This is a genomic window from Bacteroides oleiciplenus YIT 12058 (assembly GCF_000315485.1).
In the GTDB taxonomy this organism is placed as follows: domain Bacteria; phylum Bacteroidota; class Bacteroidia; order Bacteroidales; family Bacteroidaceae; genus Bacteroides; species Bacteroides oleiciplenus.
The window spans coordinates 297,347-317,634 of record NZ_JH992942.1 but is presented as its reverse complement, the minus strand read 5'-3'; the positions used below and the strand labels follow the sequence as shown (position 1 = coordinate 317,634).

General features: G+C 40.0%; 15 protein-coding genes. 12 read left to right on the top strand and 3 right to left on the bottom strand.

Annotated elements, in window-relative coordinates; genetic code table 11:
* Window positions 1-20 precede the first annotated feature (20 nt).
* Window positions 21-1,061, bottom strand: a complete 1,041-nt coding sequence (locus HMPREF9447_RS14835; protein WP_009130554.1) for a polysaccharide deacetylase family protein — start codon at window positions 1,059-1,061, stop codon at window positions 21-23.
* A 387-nt stretch (window positions 1,062-1,448) separates the two neighbouring features.
* On the opposite strand from HMPREF9447_RS14835, the gene HMPREF9447_RS14830 reads away from it, so the two are divergent.
* The 6 genes from HMPREF9447_RS14830 to HMPREF9447_RS14805 all read left to right on the top strand — a co-directional run bounded on the left by HMPREF9447_RS14830 (window position 1,449) and on the right by HMPREF9447_RS14805 (window position 9,352).
* Window positions 1,449-2,969 carry a glycoside hydrolase family 28 protein gene (locus HMPREF9447_RS14830; RefSeq protein WP_044138210.1) on the top strand — a complete coding sequence of 507 codons (1,521 nt, stop codon included), beginning with the start codon at window positions 1,449-1,451 and terminating at the stop codon, window positions 2,967-2,969.
* Window positions 2,970-3,092: 123 nt separating this feature from the next.
* Window positions 3,093-3,512: a hypothetical protein gene (locus tag HMPREF9447_RS14825; protein ID WP_009130552.1), complete on the top strand. Its 420-nt coding sequence runs from the start codon at window positions 3,093-3,095 to the stop codon at window positions 3,510-3,512.
* Window positions 3,513-3,898: 386 nt separating this feature from the next.
* The gene (locus HMPREF9447_RS14820; RefSeq protein ID WP_009130551.1) at window positions 3,899-4,771 is read left to right on the top strand and encodes a FecR family protein; all 873 of its coding nucleotides are present in this window, start codon (window positions 3,899-3,901) and stop codon (window positions 4,769-4,771) included.
* A gap of 1 nt (window position 4,772) precedes the next feature.
* The gene (locus tag HMPREF9447_RS14815; protein WP_009130550.1) at window positions 4,773-7,556 is read left to right on the top strand and encodes a TonB-dependent receptor; all 2,784 of its coding nucleotides are present in this window, start codon (window positions 4,773-4,775) and stop codon (window positions 7,554-7,556) included.
* Between the two features lie 15 nt (window positions 7,557-7,571).
* On the top strand, window positions 7,572-8,711 hold the full coding sequence (locus tag HMPREF9447_RS14810; RefSeq protein ID WP_009130549.1) for a DUF4249 domain-containing protein: 1,140 nt from the start codon (window positions 7,572-7,574) through the stop codon (window positions 8,709-8,711).
* A gap of 287 nt (window positions 8,712-8,998) precedes the next feature.
* Window positions 8,999-9,352: a hypothetical protein gene (locus HMPREF9447_RS14805; protein WP_009130548.1), complete on the top strand. Its 354-nt coding sequence runs from the start codon at window positions 8,999-9,001 to the stop codon at window positions 9,350-9,352.
* A gap of 84 nt (window positions 9,353-9,436) precedes the next feature.
* Here HMPREF9447_RS14805 and HMPREF9447_RS14800 read toward each other — a convergent pair whose 3' ends face one another.
* Together HMPREF9447_RS14800 and HMPREF9447_RS14795 are read right to left on the bottom strand one after the other, a co-directional pair.
* The gene (locus HMPREF9447_RS14800; RefSeq protein WP_009130547.1) at window positions 9,437-10,189 is read right to left on the bottom strand and encodes a LytR/AlgR family response regulator transcription factor; all 753 of its coding nucleotides are present in this window, start codon (window positions 10,187-10,189) and stop codon (window positions 9,437-9,439) included.
* Window positions 10,190-10,320: 131 nt separating this feature from the next.
* The gene (locus HMPREF9447_RS14795; RefSeq protein ID WP_009130546.1) at window positions 10,321-12,348 is read right to left on the bottom strand and encodes a tetratricopeptide repeat-containing sensor histidine kinase; all 2,028 of its coding nucleotides are present in this window, start codon (window positions 12,346-12,348) and stop codon (window positions 10,321-10,323) included.
* 894 nt (window positions 12,349-13,242) lie between these two features.
* Between HMPREF9447_RS14795 and HMPREF9447_RS14785 the strand changes: the two genes are divergently transcribed.
* The 6 genes from HMPREF9447_RS14785 to HMPREF9447_RS14760 all read left to right on the top strand — a co-directional run bounded on the left by HMPREF9447_RS14785 (window position 13,243) and on the right by HMPREF9447_RS14760 (window position 20,226).
* The gene (locus HMPREF9447_RS14785; RefSeq protein WP_009130544.1) at window positions 13,243-13,935 is read left to right on the top strand and encodes a sigma-70 RNA polymerase sigma factor region 4 domain-containing protein; all 693 of its coding nucleotides are present in this window, start codon (window positions 13,243-13,245) and stop codon (window positions 13,933-13,935) included.
* A complete protein-coding gene (locus tag HMPREF9447_RS14780) occupies window positions 13,932-14,429 on the top strand; it encodes a hypothetical protein (RefSeq protein ID WP_009130543.1) in 498 nt (165 codons plus the stop codon). The genes HMPREF9447_RS14785 and HMPREF9447_RS14780 overlap by 4 nt, the downstream gene beginning before the upstream one ends.
* A gap of 87 nt (window positions 14,430-14,516) precedes the next feature.
* Window positions 14,517-15,722 (top strand): C39 family peptidase, encoded by a 1,206-nt coding sequence (locus HMPREF9447_RS14775; protein WP_009130542.1) that lies wholly within the window; start codon window positions 14,517-14,519, stop codon window positions 15,720-15,722.
* A 27-nt stretch (window positions 15,723-15,749) separates the two neighbouring features.
* Window positions 15,750-16,301 (top strand): hypothetical protein, encoded by a 552-nt coding sequence (locus HMPREF9447_RS14770; protein ID WP_009130541.1) that lies wholly within the window; start codon window positions 15,750-15,752, stop codon window positions 16,299-16,301.
* Entirely contained in the window at window positions 16,288-18,189 is a 1,902-nt protein-coding gene (locus HMPREF9447_RS14765) for a dynamin family protein (RefSeq protein WP_009130540.1), read from the top strand. The genes HMPREF9447_RS14770 and HMPREF9447_RS14765 overlap by 14 nt, the downstream gene beginning before the upstream one ends.
* Before the next feature lie 15 nt (window positions 18,190-18,204).
* The gene (locus tag HMPREF9447_RS14760) at window positions 18,205-20,226 is read left to right on the top strand and encodes a dynamin family protein (protein ID WP_009130539.1); all 2,022 of its coding nucleotides are present in this window, start codon (window positions 18,205-18,207) and stop codon (window positions 20,224-20,226) included.
* The last annotated feature ends 62 nt before the right edge of the window (window positions 20,227-20,288 follow it).

The window sequence follows — 20,288 nt, the reverse complement described above, 5'->3', positions numbered from 1 at the left end:
ACATATTTTTATGATTTTACTTATTTAAGATTTACTTCTATCACACCTCCATAAGGATTAAAGTCAAAAACGGCTTTATCTGCATGAAGTTGCACAGGCAGTTTCTTTCCATCTTGTCTGACGGAAATCTTTTTTATCTGCTTTCCTTTAATAACCAGCGTCAACGGTTCTATAAATAACTCCTTATCCAAAGTCAATTCCGGAGTTATTCTTAAATGATTTTTTTCACATACAATATCCAACTGAGTCGCTCCCTTTTCTTCAACATAAGCTGCCACTTCACGAAATGTCCCAACCCAGATTTTATCCTCTTTTGCTTTTACTTGATCCAAATGATCCCAGAAGCGTTGTGGATTACGAAAAGCATCATAACCATAGGTTAGACCATGCGTCATTCCTACCCCCCAATCATTAGTTTCTATTAAAGTATTTACCCAAGCTTCCAAGTTCTGAGGAGTAGATTTACTACCGATAGAACGTTGTTTGGTTCTTGTACCTACCCGGTTCTGAACAGCAATCTTCTTAGCCTCTTCTTTCTTATTGTTATTAGGATACACAAAAGTACGGGGCATGACTCCTGTATTGGCAAAGATGGCACTATCGTTTTTATAAATATCCTCTCTGATTTCCTCTAACGGAAATCGGGCAAAATTCTTATGTTTCCAACCATGATTCGATATCTCATGTCCTCTGTCCGATAAGTCTTTCACTTGCGACCAGCTCATCCTCGTGGTATCAGTAATTAGTCCACCATCGCTATTAATTTTAGAACCATTAATAGCAAATGTCCCCCGGAATCCCCTTTTCTCAAACTGAGGAGCAACCAATGAATATTGTTCTGTCAAACCATCATCGAATGTATAACTGATAGCACAAGCCTTATCACCTTTATACGGAGCAATAGCCAAAGTATAGTGTTTCTTTAAAGCAGTCTGAACAGCAAGAGTGTCCTGTCCACTCATATGGTAATGAATTACCCCCTTCTTTGTGAAAGTTATCTGTTTGGCATTTACAGGAATCCCAATACCCAGTGCAAGCAAAATCACGAATAGCTGTCTCATATCCTCTATTTTTCAATCATATTAAAATGCATCGCAAACTTAGCACCGTATAAGAAAAGAGGCAATGTAAAAACAGACAAAAACATAGAAAATCGTGCTTTTCATCAGATTCCAGTACTCCCAACCTCTATTGAGACATACTTGCTCCGTACCAACACCGTACTTTCTCCGTGTAGAGGTACCTCTGAGTGGAGAACGTGCGGAGCAAGTACGGTTCGGATACGGTTCAGGTATGGACAGAGTAGAAATACCGCACGAAAACAAATATTACATGCATCTGTACATACCTCTATATAATAAATGATGCAAATGTCCTACTTTAGCGGTGATTTTTTCAGTAGAATTCATAGAGATCAGATGACAATTAATAATCAATACTTCAATTATATGAAAAGAAGATATACCTTTTCCCTACTCTTGTCAGGAGCACTTCTTTTGTCGTGTGCACAACCCCGACTTGATACTAATAACTTTGAATGGGGAGAAATCCCTCAACAACCAGACTTCTCTTGGGCAGAGAATGTAGGTAGCCGGCAATTACCGGATAGTAGTACAGTGGTATCCGCTAACTCTTTCGGTGCTGTTGCCGATAGTACGGTTCTTAGTACAAATGCCATTCAAAAAGCAATAGACAGTTGCGCACTCTCCGGAGGAGGAACCGTTACGCTGCAACCGGGCTATTATCTGACAGGAGCACTTTTTGTCAAAAGCGGAGTTAATCTGCAAATAAGTAAAGGTGTGACCCTAATAGCCTGTCCTGATATCTATTGTTATCCGGAATTCCGCTCGCGCATTGCAGGCATTGAAATGATATGGCCCGCAGCAGTAATCAACATCATCGGTGAAAAGAAAGCATCTGTCAGTGGTGAAGGGACTCTGGATTGCCGGGGTAAGATATTCTGGGATAAATACTGGGCTATGCGAAAAGAATATGAAGCCAAAGGTTTACGTTGGATTGTGGATTATGACTGCAAACGTGTACGGGGAATTCTTGTCGAACGCAGTTCGGATATTACATTAAGCAATTTCACACTAATGCGCACAGGATTTTGGGGATGCCAGATTCTATATTCCGATCATTGCACCGTTGATGGTCTAAATATAGACAACAATATCGGCGGACACGGTCCCAGCACAGACGGCATCGACATTGATTCTTCAACTAATATCCTGATAGAAAACTGCACCATAGACTGCAATGATGATATTATCTGCCTTAAAGCAGGCAGGGATGCTGACGGATTGCGCGTAAACCGTTCTACGGAAAATGTACTGATACGTAATTGCACGGCTCACAGAGGAGCAGGGCTTATAACCTGCGGAAGCGAAACTTCCGGCAGCATACGAAACATACTGGCTTACGACCTCAAAGCCATCGGCACATCAGTGGTATTTTTACTCAAAAGCGCCATGACACGCGGTGGAACTGTAGAGAACGTCTACGTGACACGTGTAGAAGCGGAAAATGTCCGCCAGGTTTTTGGCGCCGATCCAAACTGGAACCCGAAGTACAGTTATAGCACATTGCCCGAAGCTTATAAAGACAAAGAGATTCCTGAACACTGGAAGGTTATGCTCACCCCGGTAACCCCTACTGAGAAAGGATATCCTCACTTCCGGAATATATATTTATCGCAGGTGAAAGCCAACAATGTACAGGAATTCGTTTCCGCTTCCGGCATAAACGATTCACTGCGCCTGGAGAATTTTTATCTTCATGGCATTGAAGCACAAGTCCAAAAAGCAGGAACAGTTTGTTTCACACGAAATTTCAATATAACAGAAGTAAAGCTCGATGTTCCTGATGCCCAACCGATAAAGCTGAAAGAAAATGAGCAAAGTAATATTCGGGTAGAGTATGTGAAACAGCCCCATGAGCAGCTTGCGAACGAAGATTCAAAGCATTAGCATAGTGCATTAATATTTGCCCCATACTTTTAACAGATTTTAGTTGCCTGCCTTATAGGGAGTTCATACTTAGTTCCTGTCTTTAAGCATGAACTATATAAACTAAACTAAAATTAAAACAGTATGAAACAACTTTGTAAGCAAATGGCAGGAGCTGTAGGCATCCTCCTCATCCTTGCCGCATGTAGCAACGACAATTCTAATTATCCTCAAGAGTACGTAGGTTTTGACAAAGCTACCAAAAACTATTCGTTTGACAGGGAGAAAGACATGGAAGAGTTCGACGTAAAAATTATCGCGGCAGAAAAGAAAAACGAGGATAGAGAAGTTCTCATCAACGGAGTAGGCATGCCGGGACAAGGAACTGTGTTCAGCATCGAGGATAAGAAAGTTATCATCCCTGCAAAAAAGAAATCAGCCAATCTACGCGTGAAAATCTTTCCAAAAAGGATAAAGGGAAAGGCTGAATTCCGCATTGTCTGTACTCCTCAGGATAAAGAGGCAAAAAAGACGCAGATTACTGTTCATCTGGACCCCAAGTAGCCTCTTTACCCCGTTCATCACCTTCACCCAACTCTCCGCACCTCCCTGTTCATGGGAGATAGCGGGTGAAGGTGCATAAGATAAAGATACCCTTTCTCCTATTTAACAGCCTTCACCTGCGGGAATCCGGTAAAACGGATAAACGGGAAGGCTGTAACCTCTTATATATCACTTGTTTATTCCCAAAGCTTTCGGAACGTATTCGGAAAGCTTACCGAACGGGTTCCGAAAGCTTACCGAATACGTTCAATAAGGTAGGAATACTTTCTGTGTATACTAAGCTATGTAGAAAGGAATGAAAGTGATATCATTTTTCAAATAAAAGAAGAATTAGCGTAGGGAGTTTTTCCAATTTGCCTGTCTTTATAGGAAAGAGAAATAAAAGCATGGAACAAGAATTTGAAAAGATACTCGATAAACTCGTTGCCTCCACCCGCTCACCGAGAGGAAGATTCTCGAAGGACAACAGTTGGAAACTCCTTGAAAAACGGTTACCACGTCTGCAACGCCGCATCCTTTCATTGCGCACAATGGCCGGTGCAGCCGCCGTCACCGTGCTTTGCGTACTGGGTTGGTGGGCATACTATATGTTCGCCCCGGTACCATTGCAAACCGTATCCACACTGGCAGAAACCCGCAGTATCATATTACCCGACCAAACGGAAATCATGCTGAACCGCTACTCTTCCCTCACCTATCCCGAACGATTCAGAGGAAAAGACAGGAAAGTACAGCTACAGGGCGAAGCATACTTCGAAGTCAGCAAAGACGCTGCACATCCTTTCAAAGTGGAAGCCGGAGCAATCATGGTGCAAGTTTTGGGCACACACTTCAACATTGATGCCTATCCGGAAGATACCCAGGTGAAGACGACGCTGCTCGAAGGTTCCGTCGCCGTCAGCCTCATTGGAAAAGCAGAAGAATGTCTGATTCTTTCGCCCAATGAAAGCGTTGTTTATAATAAGGATAAGAAAAGCCTGACGCTGCACTCCGAGAAAAATGCAGCCCAAGAAATCGCTTGGCGAAACGGGACACTGCTTTTTAAGAGCACGCCTTTACAGGAAATCGTGCGGGAGCTTTCCAACGCATTCCACACAGACATTCGTATTGAAGGCACTGATTTACAAAATTATCACATGACCGCTACTTTCTCTGACGGTGAAACACTGGAAGAGATTCTCTCCTTGCTTTGCCGCAACCAAAAGTTTGAATACACAAAAACCAATGACAATATAACAATCACACAAAAATTAAACTAGAATGAAATCCTCTATCTGTTCACCCCGCACCATCAGGAAATACTTCCTGGTGGGAGCGGTTCTCCTCTCGACGTGTACTTTGCAAAGTACCATCGTATTTGCCAGTTGCGTTCTACAGAAAACCAATCCTGCACAAACGCGTTTCAGTATCAAACTACAAAACGCTACGCTGGAAGAGTTTGTGAAACAAGTGGAACAAAAAACCGGGTACAGTTTCATATACGGAGAAGAAGTACGCCTGAATGGACGTATCACACTGGCCGTCCGCGACCTTACCATTAACGAAATCCTACGGAAAGCTTTCGAGAATCAGCCGATAGGTTTCGAAGTCTCCGGAAAACATATTTTGCTAAAAAAGCGGTCCATGCCGCAGAAAACCGTAAGCCGACGGTTCACTATCAGCGGATACGTGACGGACGGAGCGTCTTCCGAGACGCTGATTGGTGCTAATGTTCTCGAAAGTCGTCAGCGTGTGGGCACTGCCACCAATCCTTTCGGTTTCTATACCCTTACCTTGCCGGAAGGAGAGGCCGAATTAATTTTTTCGTATTTAGGGTACGAAACACGGCACAGTTCGTTCCCGTTGAATAAAGACACCGTGCTCAATATCCGCCTGGATGGAAATAACGAACTGGCGGAAGTGATCATTCTTTCGGACAAGAAAGAAGCCGGCATACAGGCTACTGCCATGGGAGCGCATGAAATTCCGATGACACAGATACAACACACCCCGGCTGTGCTGGGAGAAGCTGATATATTGAAAACCATCCAGTTGATGCCGGGTGTACAGGCAGGAACGGAAGGATTCTCCGGATTGTATGTACGTGGCGGAGGGCCGGACCAGAACTTGATATTACTGGACGGTATTCCGGTGTATAATGCAGACCATCTGCTGGGGGTGTTCTCTGTATTCACTCCTGAAGCAGTAAAAAACACCACGCTCTACAAGAGCTCCTTTCCCGCCCGCTACGGCGGCCGTCTTTCCTCTATTGTCGATGTGCGCACCAACGACGGAGACATGCACCGTTACCATGGCGCACTCAGCATAGGTACGCTCACTGACAAGCTACATTTTGAGGGACCTATCTGGAAGGGACACACCTCCTTCAGCCTTAGCGCACGTGCCACGCACACCGCTTTCTTCAAAAACCTCATAGTGGACAAAGACGATGATTATGCCGACAAGTACAATTACTACTTCTTCGACATCAACGCCAAAGTAAACCATAAGTTCAACGACCGCAGCCGCCTCTTTCTCGGTTTCTACAAGGGAAAGGACCACTATCACTTCGACAGCACCGACGACAACAGTTATCATAATGATAGTCAAACAAAGTACTATTACAAGGATGACAGCCACCTGAACTGGGGAAACACCATCGCCTATGGTCGTTGGAACTATGTATTCAACAACAAGCTGTTCTGTAACACCACTATTTCATACAATAACTATCTGATGAAATTCACTCAGGATATGGAAAATACGCAAACCTACCAAGGCCAGATAACAGACCGGTACAGCTATTTCTCCCAATTTCGTTCCGGCATCAGCGACTGGGGCGCACGTATGGACTTCGACTATACCCCCGCACCGGAACATCACATCAAGTTCGGAGCTGAGTATATCCACCATACTTTCCGTCCGGGTATCTCCACCTCCAAACTTCAGGAAATAGAAAACGGAAAGCCGCAGGATGAAATGATTTATAATACCAATAATAACCAAGCGCTGCGTGGACAAGAGGTATCGCTCTATGCCGAAGATAATTTTAATCTGGGCAGACATCTCAGTCTGAATGCAGGAGTACGGGCATCGCTGTTCTCTACGCAGGGGAAAAGTTACTATTCTGTTCAGCCACGCCTCTCCACCCGCTATGACTTCGGACAGGGGTTTTCCGCCAAAGCGTCCTACACGTGCATGGCGCAATATGTACACCTGCTCTCGTCCACTCCGTTCTCCATGCCAACAGACCTCTGGGTGCCGATTACCAAAGACGTGCGCCCCATGTATGCCAATCAATATTCCCTCGGAAGCTATTACACCGGACTGCCCGGCTGGGAGTTCTCGATAGAGGGATACTACAAGCAGATGCGCCACATACTGGAATACCAGGATGGTGTCTCTTTCTTCGGCACCTCCACCAACTGGGAAGAGAAGGTGGAAATGGGTGAAGGGCGTTCCTTCGGACTGGAGGTGATGGCGCAAAAGACTTTGGGAAAAACCACAGGTTGGCTGGCATATACCCTGGCAAAGACCGACCACCGTTTCAAGGATGGCGCCATCAGTCAGGGGAAATGGTTTCCTTATAAGTACGACCGCCGCCACAGCATCAGTCTGTGCCTGAACCATAAATTCAGCGAACGCATTGACGTAGGAGCTTCGTGGATATTCAATACCGGTGGATGCATCACAGTGCCCGAACGGGAAACCATTATTATCCGTCCCGATGGCAACACAGAATCAGCCCCCTATATCTCTCAACGCAACAACTACCGCTTGCCCGCCAGCCACCGCCTGAATCTGGGCATCAACTTCAACAAGAAGACCAAGCACGGCATGCGCACCTGGAACATCAGCGTCTACAATGCCTACAATGCGATGAACCCCAATCTGGTTTACAGCAAATGGGAGAAGGAGCACTATGATATGGATGGCTATTATAACGACATGTATCAAGGGAATGGCAACCCAAGTGCCCCGAAGAAGATAAAGTCGAGGGCCAGAATCAAGAAAGTGACGATATTACCTTGCATACCATCCGTTACTTATACCTATAAATTTTAAAAAGCTACACCGGATATGAAAACAAGAATGAAATTACACCTTATTATATATATAGTTGTCACCGGGCTCTTTACAGCTTGTGAGAACGAAATACCCTATAATCCCGGAGAACAACGGTCGTTGCTCATTATGAACGCTTTGCTCAATGCCGGACAAACAGAAAACCTCGTCTATCTGCATCTCAGTGAAGGAAGCAATATCGGTCGCCTAAACGAAGCAACCCTTTCCCTCTACGTAAACGGTAAGCAAACAGAATCTCCCCAAGCTATATCTCCCGAAGAGTACTACGAAAATCTAAAGGGGCAGCTTGACAAAGAATCCTATGAAACATTGCTAAAGAGCATGGACTTCAAAATATTCCGCCTCAGCACTGTTTTGCAACCCGGAGACAATATCCGTCTGGAAGCCACGGCAGAAGGCGGGCAATATCATGTCAGTTCCCAAGTCACCGTTCCCCAACCTGTGCAAAGCCTGCAAGTGGACACCTGCACCGCGCTCATACGTCAATGGGGCAGTATGAGAGCTCACCGGCAATACCACATCACTTTGCAGGATCTCCCTAACGAGAAGAATTACTACCGACTGGAGATAGTGAATAATAAGGACTTTCGTTGTGTTACTTATACTATCAAGGAAGACGAGAACGGAGACTACATAAGGGACGAAAACGGGAATTACATTTATACCACGACAAAGGATACAGTCGTCAACTACAGGTATACCGAACTCATTAATCGTGAAGACGTGATACTGACGGACGGACATATCACCAATTCGGATGACGACGAGAATGCAATGTTCCCCTACATCGACAATAAGTATAACATCTTCACGGACAACCGCTTCAGCAATTCGTCTGCCACGTTGAAAGTTTATACTCCCCTTTATGATGACAACTATAATATCCTCGAATCACTGCATTACACCCGCTGTTACTTGAAGCACACCATCACCGTGCGCCTGCTAAGCTTGCCGGAAACCTACTATCGCTACCTGAAAGCCCTGAATTGCATGGATGATGACGATTATGATGAAGTCATTATGGAACCCATCAGCCTGCCTAACAACATAGAAGGCGGATTAGGCTTTGTAGGCGTTTCATCTGAAATTCAATATACCATAGATATGCCGGATAAAGAATGGGGATGGTGGTAAAATACGAATATCTACTTTCATTATGATTACTTCCATCCGGTAATTATATTACGTTTGTATTACAAATAAAGCCTAAAACAAGCAAAATAACATCTGACAATTGACCTATATCAAGAAATGACATCTTGTACTTCACTTTTCTCCTCTTACGCTTTTATGTTATAAAACATATATCTATATTTGCACAGGTAAAAAGAAAAAGCTAAGCGCTTAGGACTATTTTCAATAGGTATTAGATTTTTAGGATTAGAATTGTTTTTAGGTATAACAAATTAAAAGTAGGTATTATGAAACGTTTAGGATTAACATTAGTGGCAGCAGTATGTCTGACTGCTTCGACATTTGCAGCAGGAAATCAGCCTACAACTGCAAAATGGGAGGGTAACATCAACGTAAACAAGTTAAGTAAGTATTTGAAATTGTCCGCTGACCAGCATGAAGAAGTCGCAAATATCTGCGAATACTTCTCTGCACAGATGGAACGTGCCACAACTGCAAAGAAAGATCAGAAAAAGAAACTTCAAAATGCAGTCTACGGAAACTTGAAGTTGATGAAAAAAGCACTGACTGACAAACAATATTCTGACTATACCAAAGTATTGAACGTCACCTTGCAGAATAAAGGTATCGAAGTTAAATAAAAAAAAGAAGGCACTGAACATCACGTTTGGTGCCTTCTTTCTTTTATCAACACTAAGTGTCGACTCCCTAACCAATATACTTTTTTACAAACAATATCTATCTTGCAGTTCTTTCTTATACTTCCTCGAAACAAAAAGTTCCGTTATCTTATCGAAGGGGGGATATAATATGCACTTACTATCTTTAATAATCATCAGATAATCAATATTGATAATATAAGACTGATGTATCTGAACAAAACTGGGTGAATACTGAATAATCTGTTCCGCAGTCATTCCGCGACGCAATACCAATGGAGGCTGATCATTAAGGACCACTTCCCATTGCTTGCGATCAGAGCAATAACGGAAAAAACCAATTTCAGCCGGACGTAACGCACGCATATCATTGGTTGGTGTAAATACCATGAATGTTCTTCCACAGTACAGGGGCATTCCTACAGACAACGGGGCTCTTTGCCCTGACTCAGCCTGCTTCACAAAACGTGAAAGTATATCCTTGAGTTCTTGTTCTTCAAAAGGTTTCAGCAGATAATCGAATGCAGATTCACGGATGGCTTGTATCATATATTTGTCGTAAGCAGTATAAAAGACAACTTTCATATTCCACGAAATATCGTCCCGAATTTCCTGTAACAATTCCATACCCGTCATATCAGGCATTTCCACATCCAGAAAAAGCAAATCCGGTCTTGTCTTGATAATCATTTTCTTTCCTTGCTTCCCATTTCTGGCAGCCTTTTCCAGAGAGAAGCGTGCATCCTTACTTAACTCGAAAGTCAAATTCTCGAGTGCCACTTCGTCGTCATCGACTATTATAACTTTGTATTTATCCATGTTTATTCCATGTATTCTTTGGCGAATATAAGCATTATCCGGTTTCTACACAAAACCATTAAAGCCATTTTATAGACTATCCGGCAACAATTCATACTATCATCACTAAAAACAGGATTAAACGTCTTTTTTTAAATCTTATAATCATACTTATCCGGTAGCAAGAAGGTAACTTCACATCCCATTTCACCATTGGACAGAAGGACATTATGCACAGAAACATCTATTGTTTCCCTATTCTTCATATTCAGGATTTGAATGGTTTGCATAATAACTTTCATCCCCGTACCAGTTCCTCTGTTTTGGCTATTCAAACGATAGCCTCCACCATTATCTCTTATTCTAATACAAATTCCATTTGCTTGGCGATTAATAATAATCCACAAATCCCGTTCCCCTTTCTTTCCTCTCAAAGCATGTTTCACCGCATTCTCCACTGGAATTTGTATTAACATAGAGGGGATATAAACTTGGTCGGAATACACCTCCTCACCGATCTCTATCAGCGGATGAAAAGTTTCACCTAATGAACGGCGTTCCAAGTCAATATAAGTTTTCACAAAGTCCAGTTCTTCAGCTAAAGTGACGCACAATTGTTCCGCCAGTTCCAGATTACGACGCATCAATTTCACCAGAGAAGATAATCCCTGCTGTTCTTCCATTTTTCGTTCCGCCATTTCCTGATTGAGCACATTAAAAATGAAATGAGGAGACAAACGATTACGAATATTCTCCAAGCGAAGCGTAGAAACCGTACGACGATTCTGGGCAAGCAACAAGGCACGTTTCTTCTTGTTATACATATAGATAAAGACTACAATCAATAGAGTTATACTGGTAAGAGCAATCCAAAATATCCTTATCTGCCGTAGTTCAAGCACTTCATTCTCCTTTTCTTGGATAAAGACTTTTTGTGCCATCACTGTAGAGTCCTGTTGATAACGCAAGGCCAGATCAGCCGTACGCATCTCTACACGCTCGTTACGAATGGAATCATCCATTCGATTATTCTCCTTTAGATAGAAATAGGCTTTCCGGTAGTTCTCCGTTTCTTCATAATATTGCTGCAAATACTTATTACGTATATGCACCATATCCGGATCAATATCCGATGGGGTAACACTTTCTGTTAATATGCGCTGTGCTTTGGACAAGTCTTTTCGAATCAGAGCTAATTCGATATTCTGTGTATCAATATAATAGAGTGCAGTCGTTATTCCTGTTTCTTTAAAAAACGGTTGGCATTTATTAATATATTTAGCAGCAGAATCCGCTTCATTTATTTGCAGGAAACAATCGCCCAAATTCAGCCATCCCAGATTTTGTTCAAAGACCATATCCGGATAATCTCTCACAAGATCAATCACTTTTTTGAAATAATCAATAGCCGTTGCATAATCTCCCCGATAATAATAGGAGGTACCCCGGTTGTTCAGATAGAAATGTTTTTCAAAAGGAAGCATGCTTTCATAACTTCTGGCTGCAAGATTATAATAATAATCACATTGTTCAAAATCGCGTAAAGCTACATAAATCTGTGCTAATCCATAATAAATCGGTGGCTTTTTGGCAGAAATAATGTTTAGCGAATCACACAACAATAAGGCCCTTCTATACCAAGCCGCTCCTACATCCAACTTACCTAAACGGTTGGTGGCATCAGCAAGATTCATCAAAATGTCAGGCAGCACTTCTACTTTCGTACCGTGCATCCGCTGTTCATAAGCCTTTCTGAAATATACTTCTGCAGAGTCCATATGTCCTGTACGTGCATAAATATTTCCCTTCATATTATAGCATTCCGACCTCAAGTCTGCCAGTTGTGGAGACATGGGCTGCCTCACTGTAAAATCTTCAACCTGTTGTATCAAAAGTCGGGCAGAATCGATATCGGAAGACATCAAACAAGTTTTAGATGCTACTGCCAGATAATTATAACGCACTAAGCTATCTCTAACTTCTTGCATTTTCTGCAATGTTTGTGTACGTACTTTCCGGGGAGCAATGGATACAGAGTCTCCATTTGCAGCAAAAAAATCTTCAAATGCCTGCATTTCATCCTGTTCATTTTTTTGTTCACGAGGTGTACAAGCAGTTAAAGCAATAAATGCTATTACTACAATGCATAGTAGTCTTTCAGTCCACATTATCTTCCACATAGTACTACAATTAAGCTATTTATCCGTACAAACATAATGATTTTCAATGAAATATAACCATAGTTCTATCAAATTTTCCAGAAAAAAGCTCAATCGTTATATAAAGTTTATATCCACTTTTACCTACACTTGGCTGAAAAAAGAATATATCACTGATTTTCTTATCATTAAAGTCAAATACCCAGATAAAACGAATGTTTCGAGACCTTCTAGTTTTCTCGTTTTTCCTCCTCAAAATAGTGCTAAAGATTTCGGATTTCAGTAATTTCTGCCACGCTTCATTCCATTTATTGCTCGCATTCATTAGTTCGAGGTAGAGCTTGCATGTGTTTATCGGGTTAACTCTGCATACTTACTGTGTTTACAGTTAATATTTTGGCATTAACCACAATTATAGAACACATACTCTACAAATGATAGGTATACTGCTTCACAACAATAAAGGACGTACTCCACAGATGTGCATCAACATAAAACAAAGGACATAAAAGTAAAGAATAGCCAATGTTCCAACATATTAAAATCTATCATTATCCCAAATTCATGCCCAATTTTCTTCAAACCAACCTGATTTCAACAAAGAAAGGGGAAAAATTAAGATATTAGCAAAGCCTATTGAGAGTCTTTATACACTTCAAATCCCAATCTTACAAGAATATTCAACAGGATAATCCTCATTTTAGACACAATAAGACATGTTTTCACAAATACAGTAATAAATACCGTATTCTCCTTTTTTCTTTTATTTAGTATTTCAATATTTTTGGAAGAAAATAGTACCTATCTCTAAAATCGTCGTTTTTTTACTGTACAAAACTATTCCGATAGTAAAATACTCTACTTGGTATATTTACTGCCAGATTAAATTTTGTTAGATAAAAAATAGAAGGAAGAGTGGCGAAAGCAGAAAGGCAACAGAGAGTAATAGTTGAAGTTAAAGGGCTGTATTGGGTGGCAACAACATACATGTCCTCAGTTTATAGAAAATATAATATGCAAACGATGAAGATAAACCAGTACACCGACCAAGAGATAGTTTCTGCAATTCTAAATCGGGATACTTTCATTACGAAAGAATATTTATACAAAAAATGTTATCCGATGTTCTATACCGTTTATAATAAGTATTATACGGACTGTGATACTCCTATAGAACTTATAAATGAAATATATGTCTACATACTTTATCCAAACAAGGAAACCGGACTATGTAAACTGGCAGGATTTGGTTTTAGATGTACGTTGACCATGTGGCTAAAAGTTGTTACAGAGCACTATTGTCATCAACTATTTGCAAGAAAAATCGACTCAAACGATAAAATAGAAGTGTATAGTGATAAAAAAAAGTGGGATGACTACTCTTTAGAATCAGATTTTAGAACTCTAAATATGGAAGATGTACATGTAATACTAAAAATGATGCCCAATAAGCGTTATCGTCGTCTCATTGAACTTCGCTATTTAGAAGAGAAATCCAATGAAGAAACCGCCGAAATTTTATGTATGACAATGGCGAACTATTATAATAAGCACAAGCTTGCTAAAGCGCAATTCTGTAGTATACTTAGAAAGGAGGCATTAGTATGAAAAATCTCAATGAAATCACAAGTCGTTTTAATGACATCGATGACTTACCCGTTTCTGAAGAAATGCTTGGAGCGTATATGGAAGGAAATCTATCAAACGAAGAAACTTGGTTTGTAAAATGCCAATTGGATTCCTTACCCATGTTTGATGCATTTTCTCAAAATGTAATAGAGTTGGAAAGAGAAAATATAATTGATTTTGATTCAATGGATGAGATAGGTGACATAAGTGTTTGTCAAGAAGAATATTTTTCTACTGAAGATTTACCGATTATTCCACATGCTCATAGTGAATCATATACTCCATCAGATGAATGTAATGAACTTGAATTCAGCCTAACAAATACTGATTCAAATAAGATAGATTCTGATATAATATCTGAACTATACGAGATGAATTCTGATTTGAGCATGCATACGGAAACCTCAGCAGATTCATGCAATTTTAATGAAGGAGATATTTCAATAGAAGACGTTTACAATGAAGAATTCTAAAAAAGTCATATTAAAAAAAAGAGTGATAGATTCCTACTAAATGACTCTCTTTGTAATTAAAGTAATAACAATTAGAAATATAACAAGATGCTAGATTATTATACTTTTGATAGTAATTGCGATGGCATAGAGGATGCGATGGCTGTTATGGATGACAACTCATTAGTCTTTCTCTATGATACAAACGGCGATGGGAACTTTGATCATACAGAAAGTTTCCAAAATTTTGACCCTTATGGAAATCCATCTACGTATTTGGTTGCTGATGACAGCGACCATAATGGTATTATTGATACTGTGATGGGGAGTTTTGATGGAAATGGGGATGGCTATTCTGAGTCTTTTATCCAAATGTTCGATTATGACCAAGATGGCATACCAGATAGCGTGAAAACTTTTATAGACCTTACCGGTGATGGTGAAGCTAATATGGTGATTAATACACATGCAGATAATAGTGATTCAGGGGTTCTACAAACTACAGATGTATTTGTTGATATGGATAACGATCACAATCCGGATTATTCATATCGAGAACAAATTGTCGATACAACGGGTAATGGTTTACCGGATAAGACATTGGTATGGGAATCTCATACAGGAACGACATTTGAGGAAGCACCTGTTGTATTGGATTATAATCCATTGCATGACTTCTCTTCTCAGTTTGGTTTTGACGCTCCAGAATACGCAACGTCAGTTTATAGTTCCCCATATCAGGGTTCAAATAACTTCGATCCCTCAACTCCAAAGGAGCTCGTTAGTGGAACCCCTGCTTCAGACATGGAACATTGGGAGTTTCAAGGTAATACAGGTCGTTGTGCTATCTATTCTCAGAAATTTGTTATAGAACAACTGACTGGACAAGAAGTTGATATCGAAGAACTCGTTACAGTTGCAGAAACTAATGGTTGGTTTAATGAAGCCGATGGTGGTGGCACAGTAACTTTAAATATGGACAAACTTCTGAATTATTATGAGATAAACAATCAAGTGTCGTTTGACAATGATTTGTCAGACCTTGAAAGAGAACTGAATGATGGTAAGAAAATTATCGTTGGGGTGGATAGCGGACAAATTTGGTATGGCGAAGAGAATAATATCTTCTCTCCGGAAACAACAGCAGACCATGCTGTGGAGGTTATCGGAATTGATCGTTCTGATGAAGACAATCCGATGGTCATATTAAATGATTCAGGAACCCCTAATGGAAAAGGAGAAATGGTTCCTCTTGAGGTATTTGAAAATGCATGGTCTGCAGGTGATAGCCAGATGATTGTTTGTTGGGCATAATTATTAATAATCAAAAAACGATATAACATGGACAATAGTAAACTAATCAGTACACTGATGGGTGAACTTAAAAGTAGTTCTGTGGTACGTTCCCTTATACCGATGGGGTATGTAGCCGGTCTTCCCATTCTTTCCATTAAGAATGATAATCTGTGTGCAACCATACCATTCCTTCGATATAAAATAACCGGAGAAACAGATAAAACATTAGTTTTCCCTATAAGATATCTCATTGAATATTCTCTACCTCATAAACAGGTCGTTCAGTTTAAAGACCTATCATGTGATCAAGCTTTTGCAAAAGTTGATTTTGCGAAGGCATGTGGATTGTTTCGTCACGATGCAGTAAAGAATCTCAATCGAGAACAATATGCTAACCTTAAGAGTAGCACGTTAAGGGATTATGATAAAGTAGTTCAATTCTTGATTGATGATTCTGATTATTCACTCAATGATGAGAAGTTGATGATTCAGCATCTGTCAACTATCCTAGAACCATCATTGCTTCCTATGTATAGATTTATAAATTCTGAGTTCTATAACAAATATTTAAATGGTGTGAATCATGAACAAGATTAAGAATAAATCATTTTTTGTAACACCAACGGCCTCTGTTATTAAGCAACAGCATGCACCTTGTGAAGACAAAGAAGCCATCCCACAAGAGGGAACAATGAATCAGGATGTTAAGCCAACAGAAAATTGTAATATCAATCGAGTACAATTACGCAAGAATTTGATTGATAGTATTAAGAACGCGGTACAATCTCTGAAAGCAATAGGTATGGCACCCCTTGCTACAGAAATAATTCATTTATACAATAAAGTACTTGAAGAAAGATTTACTATAGCTTTTGTTGGTGAATTTAATAGAGGTAAGAGCACACTGATTAATAGATTGTTGAATACGGATATTCTTCCAACTTCAGATCTTCCGACTACAGCTCTCCTTACTCGCATTACTTATGGAGAGCCAAAGATGACTGTGTGGAGTCCGAAAGAAAACAAATCAAAAGAGCTTTCACTTTGCAAACAATCATGGGAAGGTCTTACTGCATCTAACTTTGGAGAAAAAGAGCCTGAAGGAAGGGTTCTTATCTCTATGAAAAACAATTGGTTAAAGAATTATCCAATTGATATTCTGGATACTCCGGGAGCAGGCGATTTGGAGGTAAAACGAGCAAAAGTTATTGGTCAAGCTTTAATGTGTACAGACGCTGCAGTTATGGCTGTCTCTGCAGCAAGTCCATTAAGCCTGACAGAACAGTCTTTTATAAAGCAGAAAATCCTCTCGACTAAAATTCCATTTATGGCATTGGTCATCACGAAATTAGATGAGGTGAAGTTTGAAGAGCGGGATAATGTAGTTCGTTTTATAAGGAAAAAATTGACCTCCCTCAAGATGAATTTGCCTATTGTGGTTGCAGATGACAATGTCAAAATGCCTACAGATGAGTTTAAATCGATTGTGGGTGTAGATAAACTCAAGGCTCTTCTAAAAATATGGCTTTCAAATGAGAATAGAGCCAATTTGACCGAGCAATGGCTCACGTCAAATGTCCAGAATGTACTTAATATAGCACATGGAGTTCTGCTTCAGCAAAAGCAACTCATTATGGCGAAAGATGATGAGAGAGAAAATCTTATCAATCAAAAGCTAATAGCATTATCAAAGGTTCATGAACAGTGGCAAGATTTGCGCGATCAGATGGTAAATCGCTGTCATAAATGTGTGAATGAATTCACAGAAAAAGTGGATGAATGCGGTGCAACAATCATTGAGAGACTTCAACATGAGGTAGACAGAATGCCCTCAGCCAAATCATGGGTAGAGAAAGAGTATTCCTATAGAGTTAAATCAGAACTCGCTGCAGTTTCTTTAACATTGGATTCGATTACAGCTAAGCATGTATCAAATGATTTACGTTGGCTGAATAATCAATTGTCAAATCAATTTAAGATGGCTATGAATCTTGAGTTAGGAGGATTAGATTCAAAAGAATCATTCTTTATCGACTTAAATGAAAAAAGCGTTCAACTTGATGATTTGACAAAAAGAAGAACTCAGACTACTTTAACTACTGTAGCCATAACCTTAGGAGCATCACTTGCATTAGCATCCTGCGGTGGCTTTATTCCTTTGGCAACACTAGGGCTAGGTACAGGTGCAAATATGTTAGCTAACACTGTTTTCTCAAAGAAAGCTGAAAAGCAAAAAGAGCAGGTGAAAAAGATTATTGCAGATACAATTCCCAATATAGTGAAGGAAGCATCGAGTGACTGCATTGTGAAGATAAAAATGCTATATAATGATATTATATCCGAAGCTCTCAATAGTGAAAGAAAGTGGATGCAGACCCAGCGTACATTAATTAGAGATACTAATAAGCCCCAAAACGAGGAGACTGCAAAAAGTGTATTAATGCATCTTGAAAAAATTGAAATATTAAAGAAACAGTTTAATTAGAAATACTTTAATGCAATGTGTACAGATAATTATCAAGGATATGCGTGGTTCAAGGAGAAGAGAAGTAACCTTGCACAAATGCTTGGCGAGTCTTCTACAATAATTAAAGACCTTGCTATGCCTCAATTTGCTGATAATCTCAAGCAATTGAGTGAAAAGGTAAATAATGATTCATTTAAGATACAGATTGTTGGTACCTTCAAAAATGGAAAATCTACATTTATTAATGCCCTCTTGGGTGAGGATATTCTTCCAACTCAGGCACTACCATGTACAGCAGTAATTAACGAAATAAAGTATGGAACAGAAAAGCGAGCTGTACTCCACTTCTGCAATCCATTACCTGGTAGACTATTGGATTGTATTCCGGAAGCTACACTCAGATACATGCAATCACATGGTATGAAGGATGTCCCACCAATGGATATTGAATACGACGAAATAAATAAGTATGTTGTCATTCCAACTGATGGAGATCCTGATGAGATATCACTTATGAGCCCCTATAAAACGGTAGAACTTTACTATCCATCTCCATTATTGAAAGAAGGTGTTGAAATTATTGATTCTCCGGGACTAAATGAAGCCGATGAGCGAACAAAAGTAACTTTAGAGTACCTCGATAAGGCAGATGCCATCATATTTTTGCTCGATGCAACTAAAGCATGTGCTAAGAATGAAATGGAAACTGTAGAAGATATATTAGTTGCCAAAGGATTTGATGACATGTTTTTTGTTGCGAATCGGATAGACTGTATTGCTCAGCGCGAAAGAGAATCGATTAAGGCATTTATTGAGAAGAAAGTGGATCAGTTTACTACAAATCCAGTCTATTGCGTATCTGCCTTGCAGGCTGTTGAGGGAAAAGTTAATCATAATGATAATCTTTATCAAGGCTCTGGAATGCCAGCATTTGAAGCCAAACTGGCAGAGTTCCTTACAAAGGATAAAGGACGAATTAAACTTGTTCAACCTGCAAGAGAACTCAGCAATATACTCGCAAAAGAAGCACTCTATAAAGTCATTCCAAGTCAACGAGCACAGCTTTCTACCAGTCTTGATACACTGAAGAAACGCTATGCTATCGTGCAACCTCAATTGACAGACCTGGAGGCTCAGAAACAGCAAATGTATAGTCAGATGCTATTACGTATTGAACGTTGTCAAAATGACTTACGTAGAACTATTGTTGGTTATTTCAAAGAACTCGCATATAAGATTCCAGCGTGGGTGCAAGAGTATACCCCCAGTACTAAAGTTGGACTAGCTTCAAAAAGCAAACTCAAAAAACTTGCTGATGAAATAGTAGCTTACATAACAGGTAAAATAAAAGAAGAGTTTTCTGCCTGGAATAACGAAACTCTTCAACCAATAATAAAAGAAAAGGCTAACGATATTTTTGAAAGGAGCGGGAAAGACTTGGAGCAAATTTATAAGGCTATAGATGATATTTACGTACAGATGTCAGGTAATTCAGTAGATGTAAAAGGAGCTTCTGGATGGGAACGTGCAGTTGGAGCTGGTTTGTGCTTATTTGTTGGGGCCGGAAGTGGAGCAGAAGTCATGGTTAATGGATTTAATACGAAAAACTTTATAAAGAACTTCGCACTAGATCTTGGAGTAGGAACAGGCATTCTCTTACTTGGCATTACGAATCCTATCATAGGAATTGCAGCTCTTGTCGCTCTGATTTGGCGCGGTATTTATTCTGGTGGTGCTGCTAGTATTGAAAGTGTAAAGAAACAAGTTTCTGAAGTTATTGTTTCATCAATTAGTGATGAAGCTACAAGTAAAGCCGATGATGCAGTATCTAAAGTCAGCAAATCTTTCACACAAATGGCAGACAATGCAGCAAGTGCTGTAGATACAGAAATCAATAGTGTGAGAAGTCAACTTGAAAGCATCATTAAGGAGATGGAAAGAGGTCAGGCAAATATTGACCGTCGCAACTCTGTTATAAATGAGTGTGAAACGAAAATTCAAACACTTAATGGACAACTTACGGATTTCATCTTTGAACTGACAGATTCCAAATAACATTCATGTATTCATGGGGTTATAAAAAAGCATAGCCTCGTGAATACTTTTAACAACATAAC

Bases quoted from the DNA above. Each gene is read 5' to 3' on its own strand.
- HMPREF9447_RS14835 (WP_009130554.1), bottom strand. From the start codon at position 1,061: ATGAGACAGCTATTCGTGATTTTGCTTGCACTGGGTATTGGGATTCCT.
- HMPREF9447_RS14830 (WP_044138210.1), top strand. From the start codon at position 1,449: ATGAAAAGAAGATATACCTTTTCCCTACTCTTGTCAGGAGCACTTCTT.
- HMPREF9447_RS14825 (WP_009130552.1), top strand. From the start codon at position 3,093: ATGAAACAACTTTGTAAGCAAATGGCAGGAGCTGTAGGCATCCTCCTC.
- HMPREF9447_RS14820 (WP_009130551.1), top strand. From the start codon at position 3,899: ATGGAACAAGAATTTGAAAAGATACTCGATAAACTCGTTGCCTCCACC.
- HMPREF9447_RS14815 (WP_009130550.1), top strand. From the start codon at position 4,773: ATGAAATCCTCTATCTGTTCACCCCGCACCATCAGGAAATACTTCCTG.
- HMPREF9447_RS14810 (WP_009130549.1), top strand. From the start codon at position 7,572: ATGAAAACAAGAATGAAATTACACCTTATTATATATATAGTTGTCACC.
- HMPREF9447_RS14805 (WP_009130548.1), top strand. From the start codon at position 8,999: ATGAAACGTTTAGGATTAACATTAGTGGCAGCAGTATGTCTGACTGCT.
- HMPREF9447_RS14800 (WP_009130547.1), bottom strand. From the start codon at position 10,189: ATGGATAAATACAAAGTTATAATAGTCGATGACGACGAAGTGGCACTC.
- HMPREF9447_RS14795 (WP_009130546.1), bottom strand. From the start codon at position 12,348: ATGTGGAAGATAATGTGGACTGAAAGACTACTATGCATTGTAGTAATA.
- HMPREF9447_RS14780 (WP_009130543.1), top strand. From the start codon at position 13,932: ATGAAAAATCTCAATGAAATCACAAGTCGTTTTAATGACATCGATGAC.
- HMPREF9447_RS14775 (WP_009130542.1), top strand. From the start codon at position 14,517: ATGCTAGATTATTATACTTTTGATAGTAATTGCGATGGCATAGAGGAT.
- HMPREF9447_RS14770 (WP_009130541.1), top strand. From the start codon at position 15,750: ATGGACAATAGTAAACTAATCAGTACACTGATGGGTGAACTTAAAAGT.
- HMPREF9447_RS14765 (WP_009130540.1), top strand. From the start codon at position 16,288: ATGAACAAGATTAAGAATAAATCATTTTTTGTAACACCAACGGCCTCT.
- HMPREF9447_RS14760 (WP_009130539.1), top strand. From the start codon at position 18,205: ATGTGTACAGATAATTATCAAGGATATGCGTGGTTCAAGGAGAAGAGA.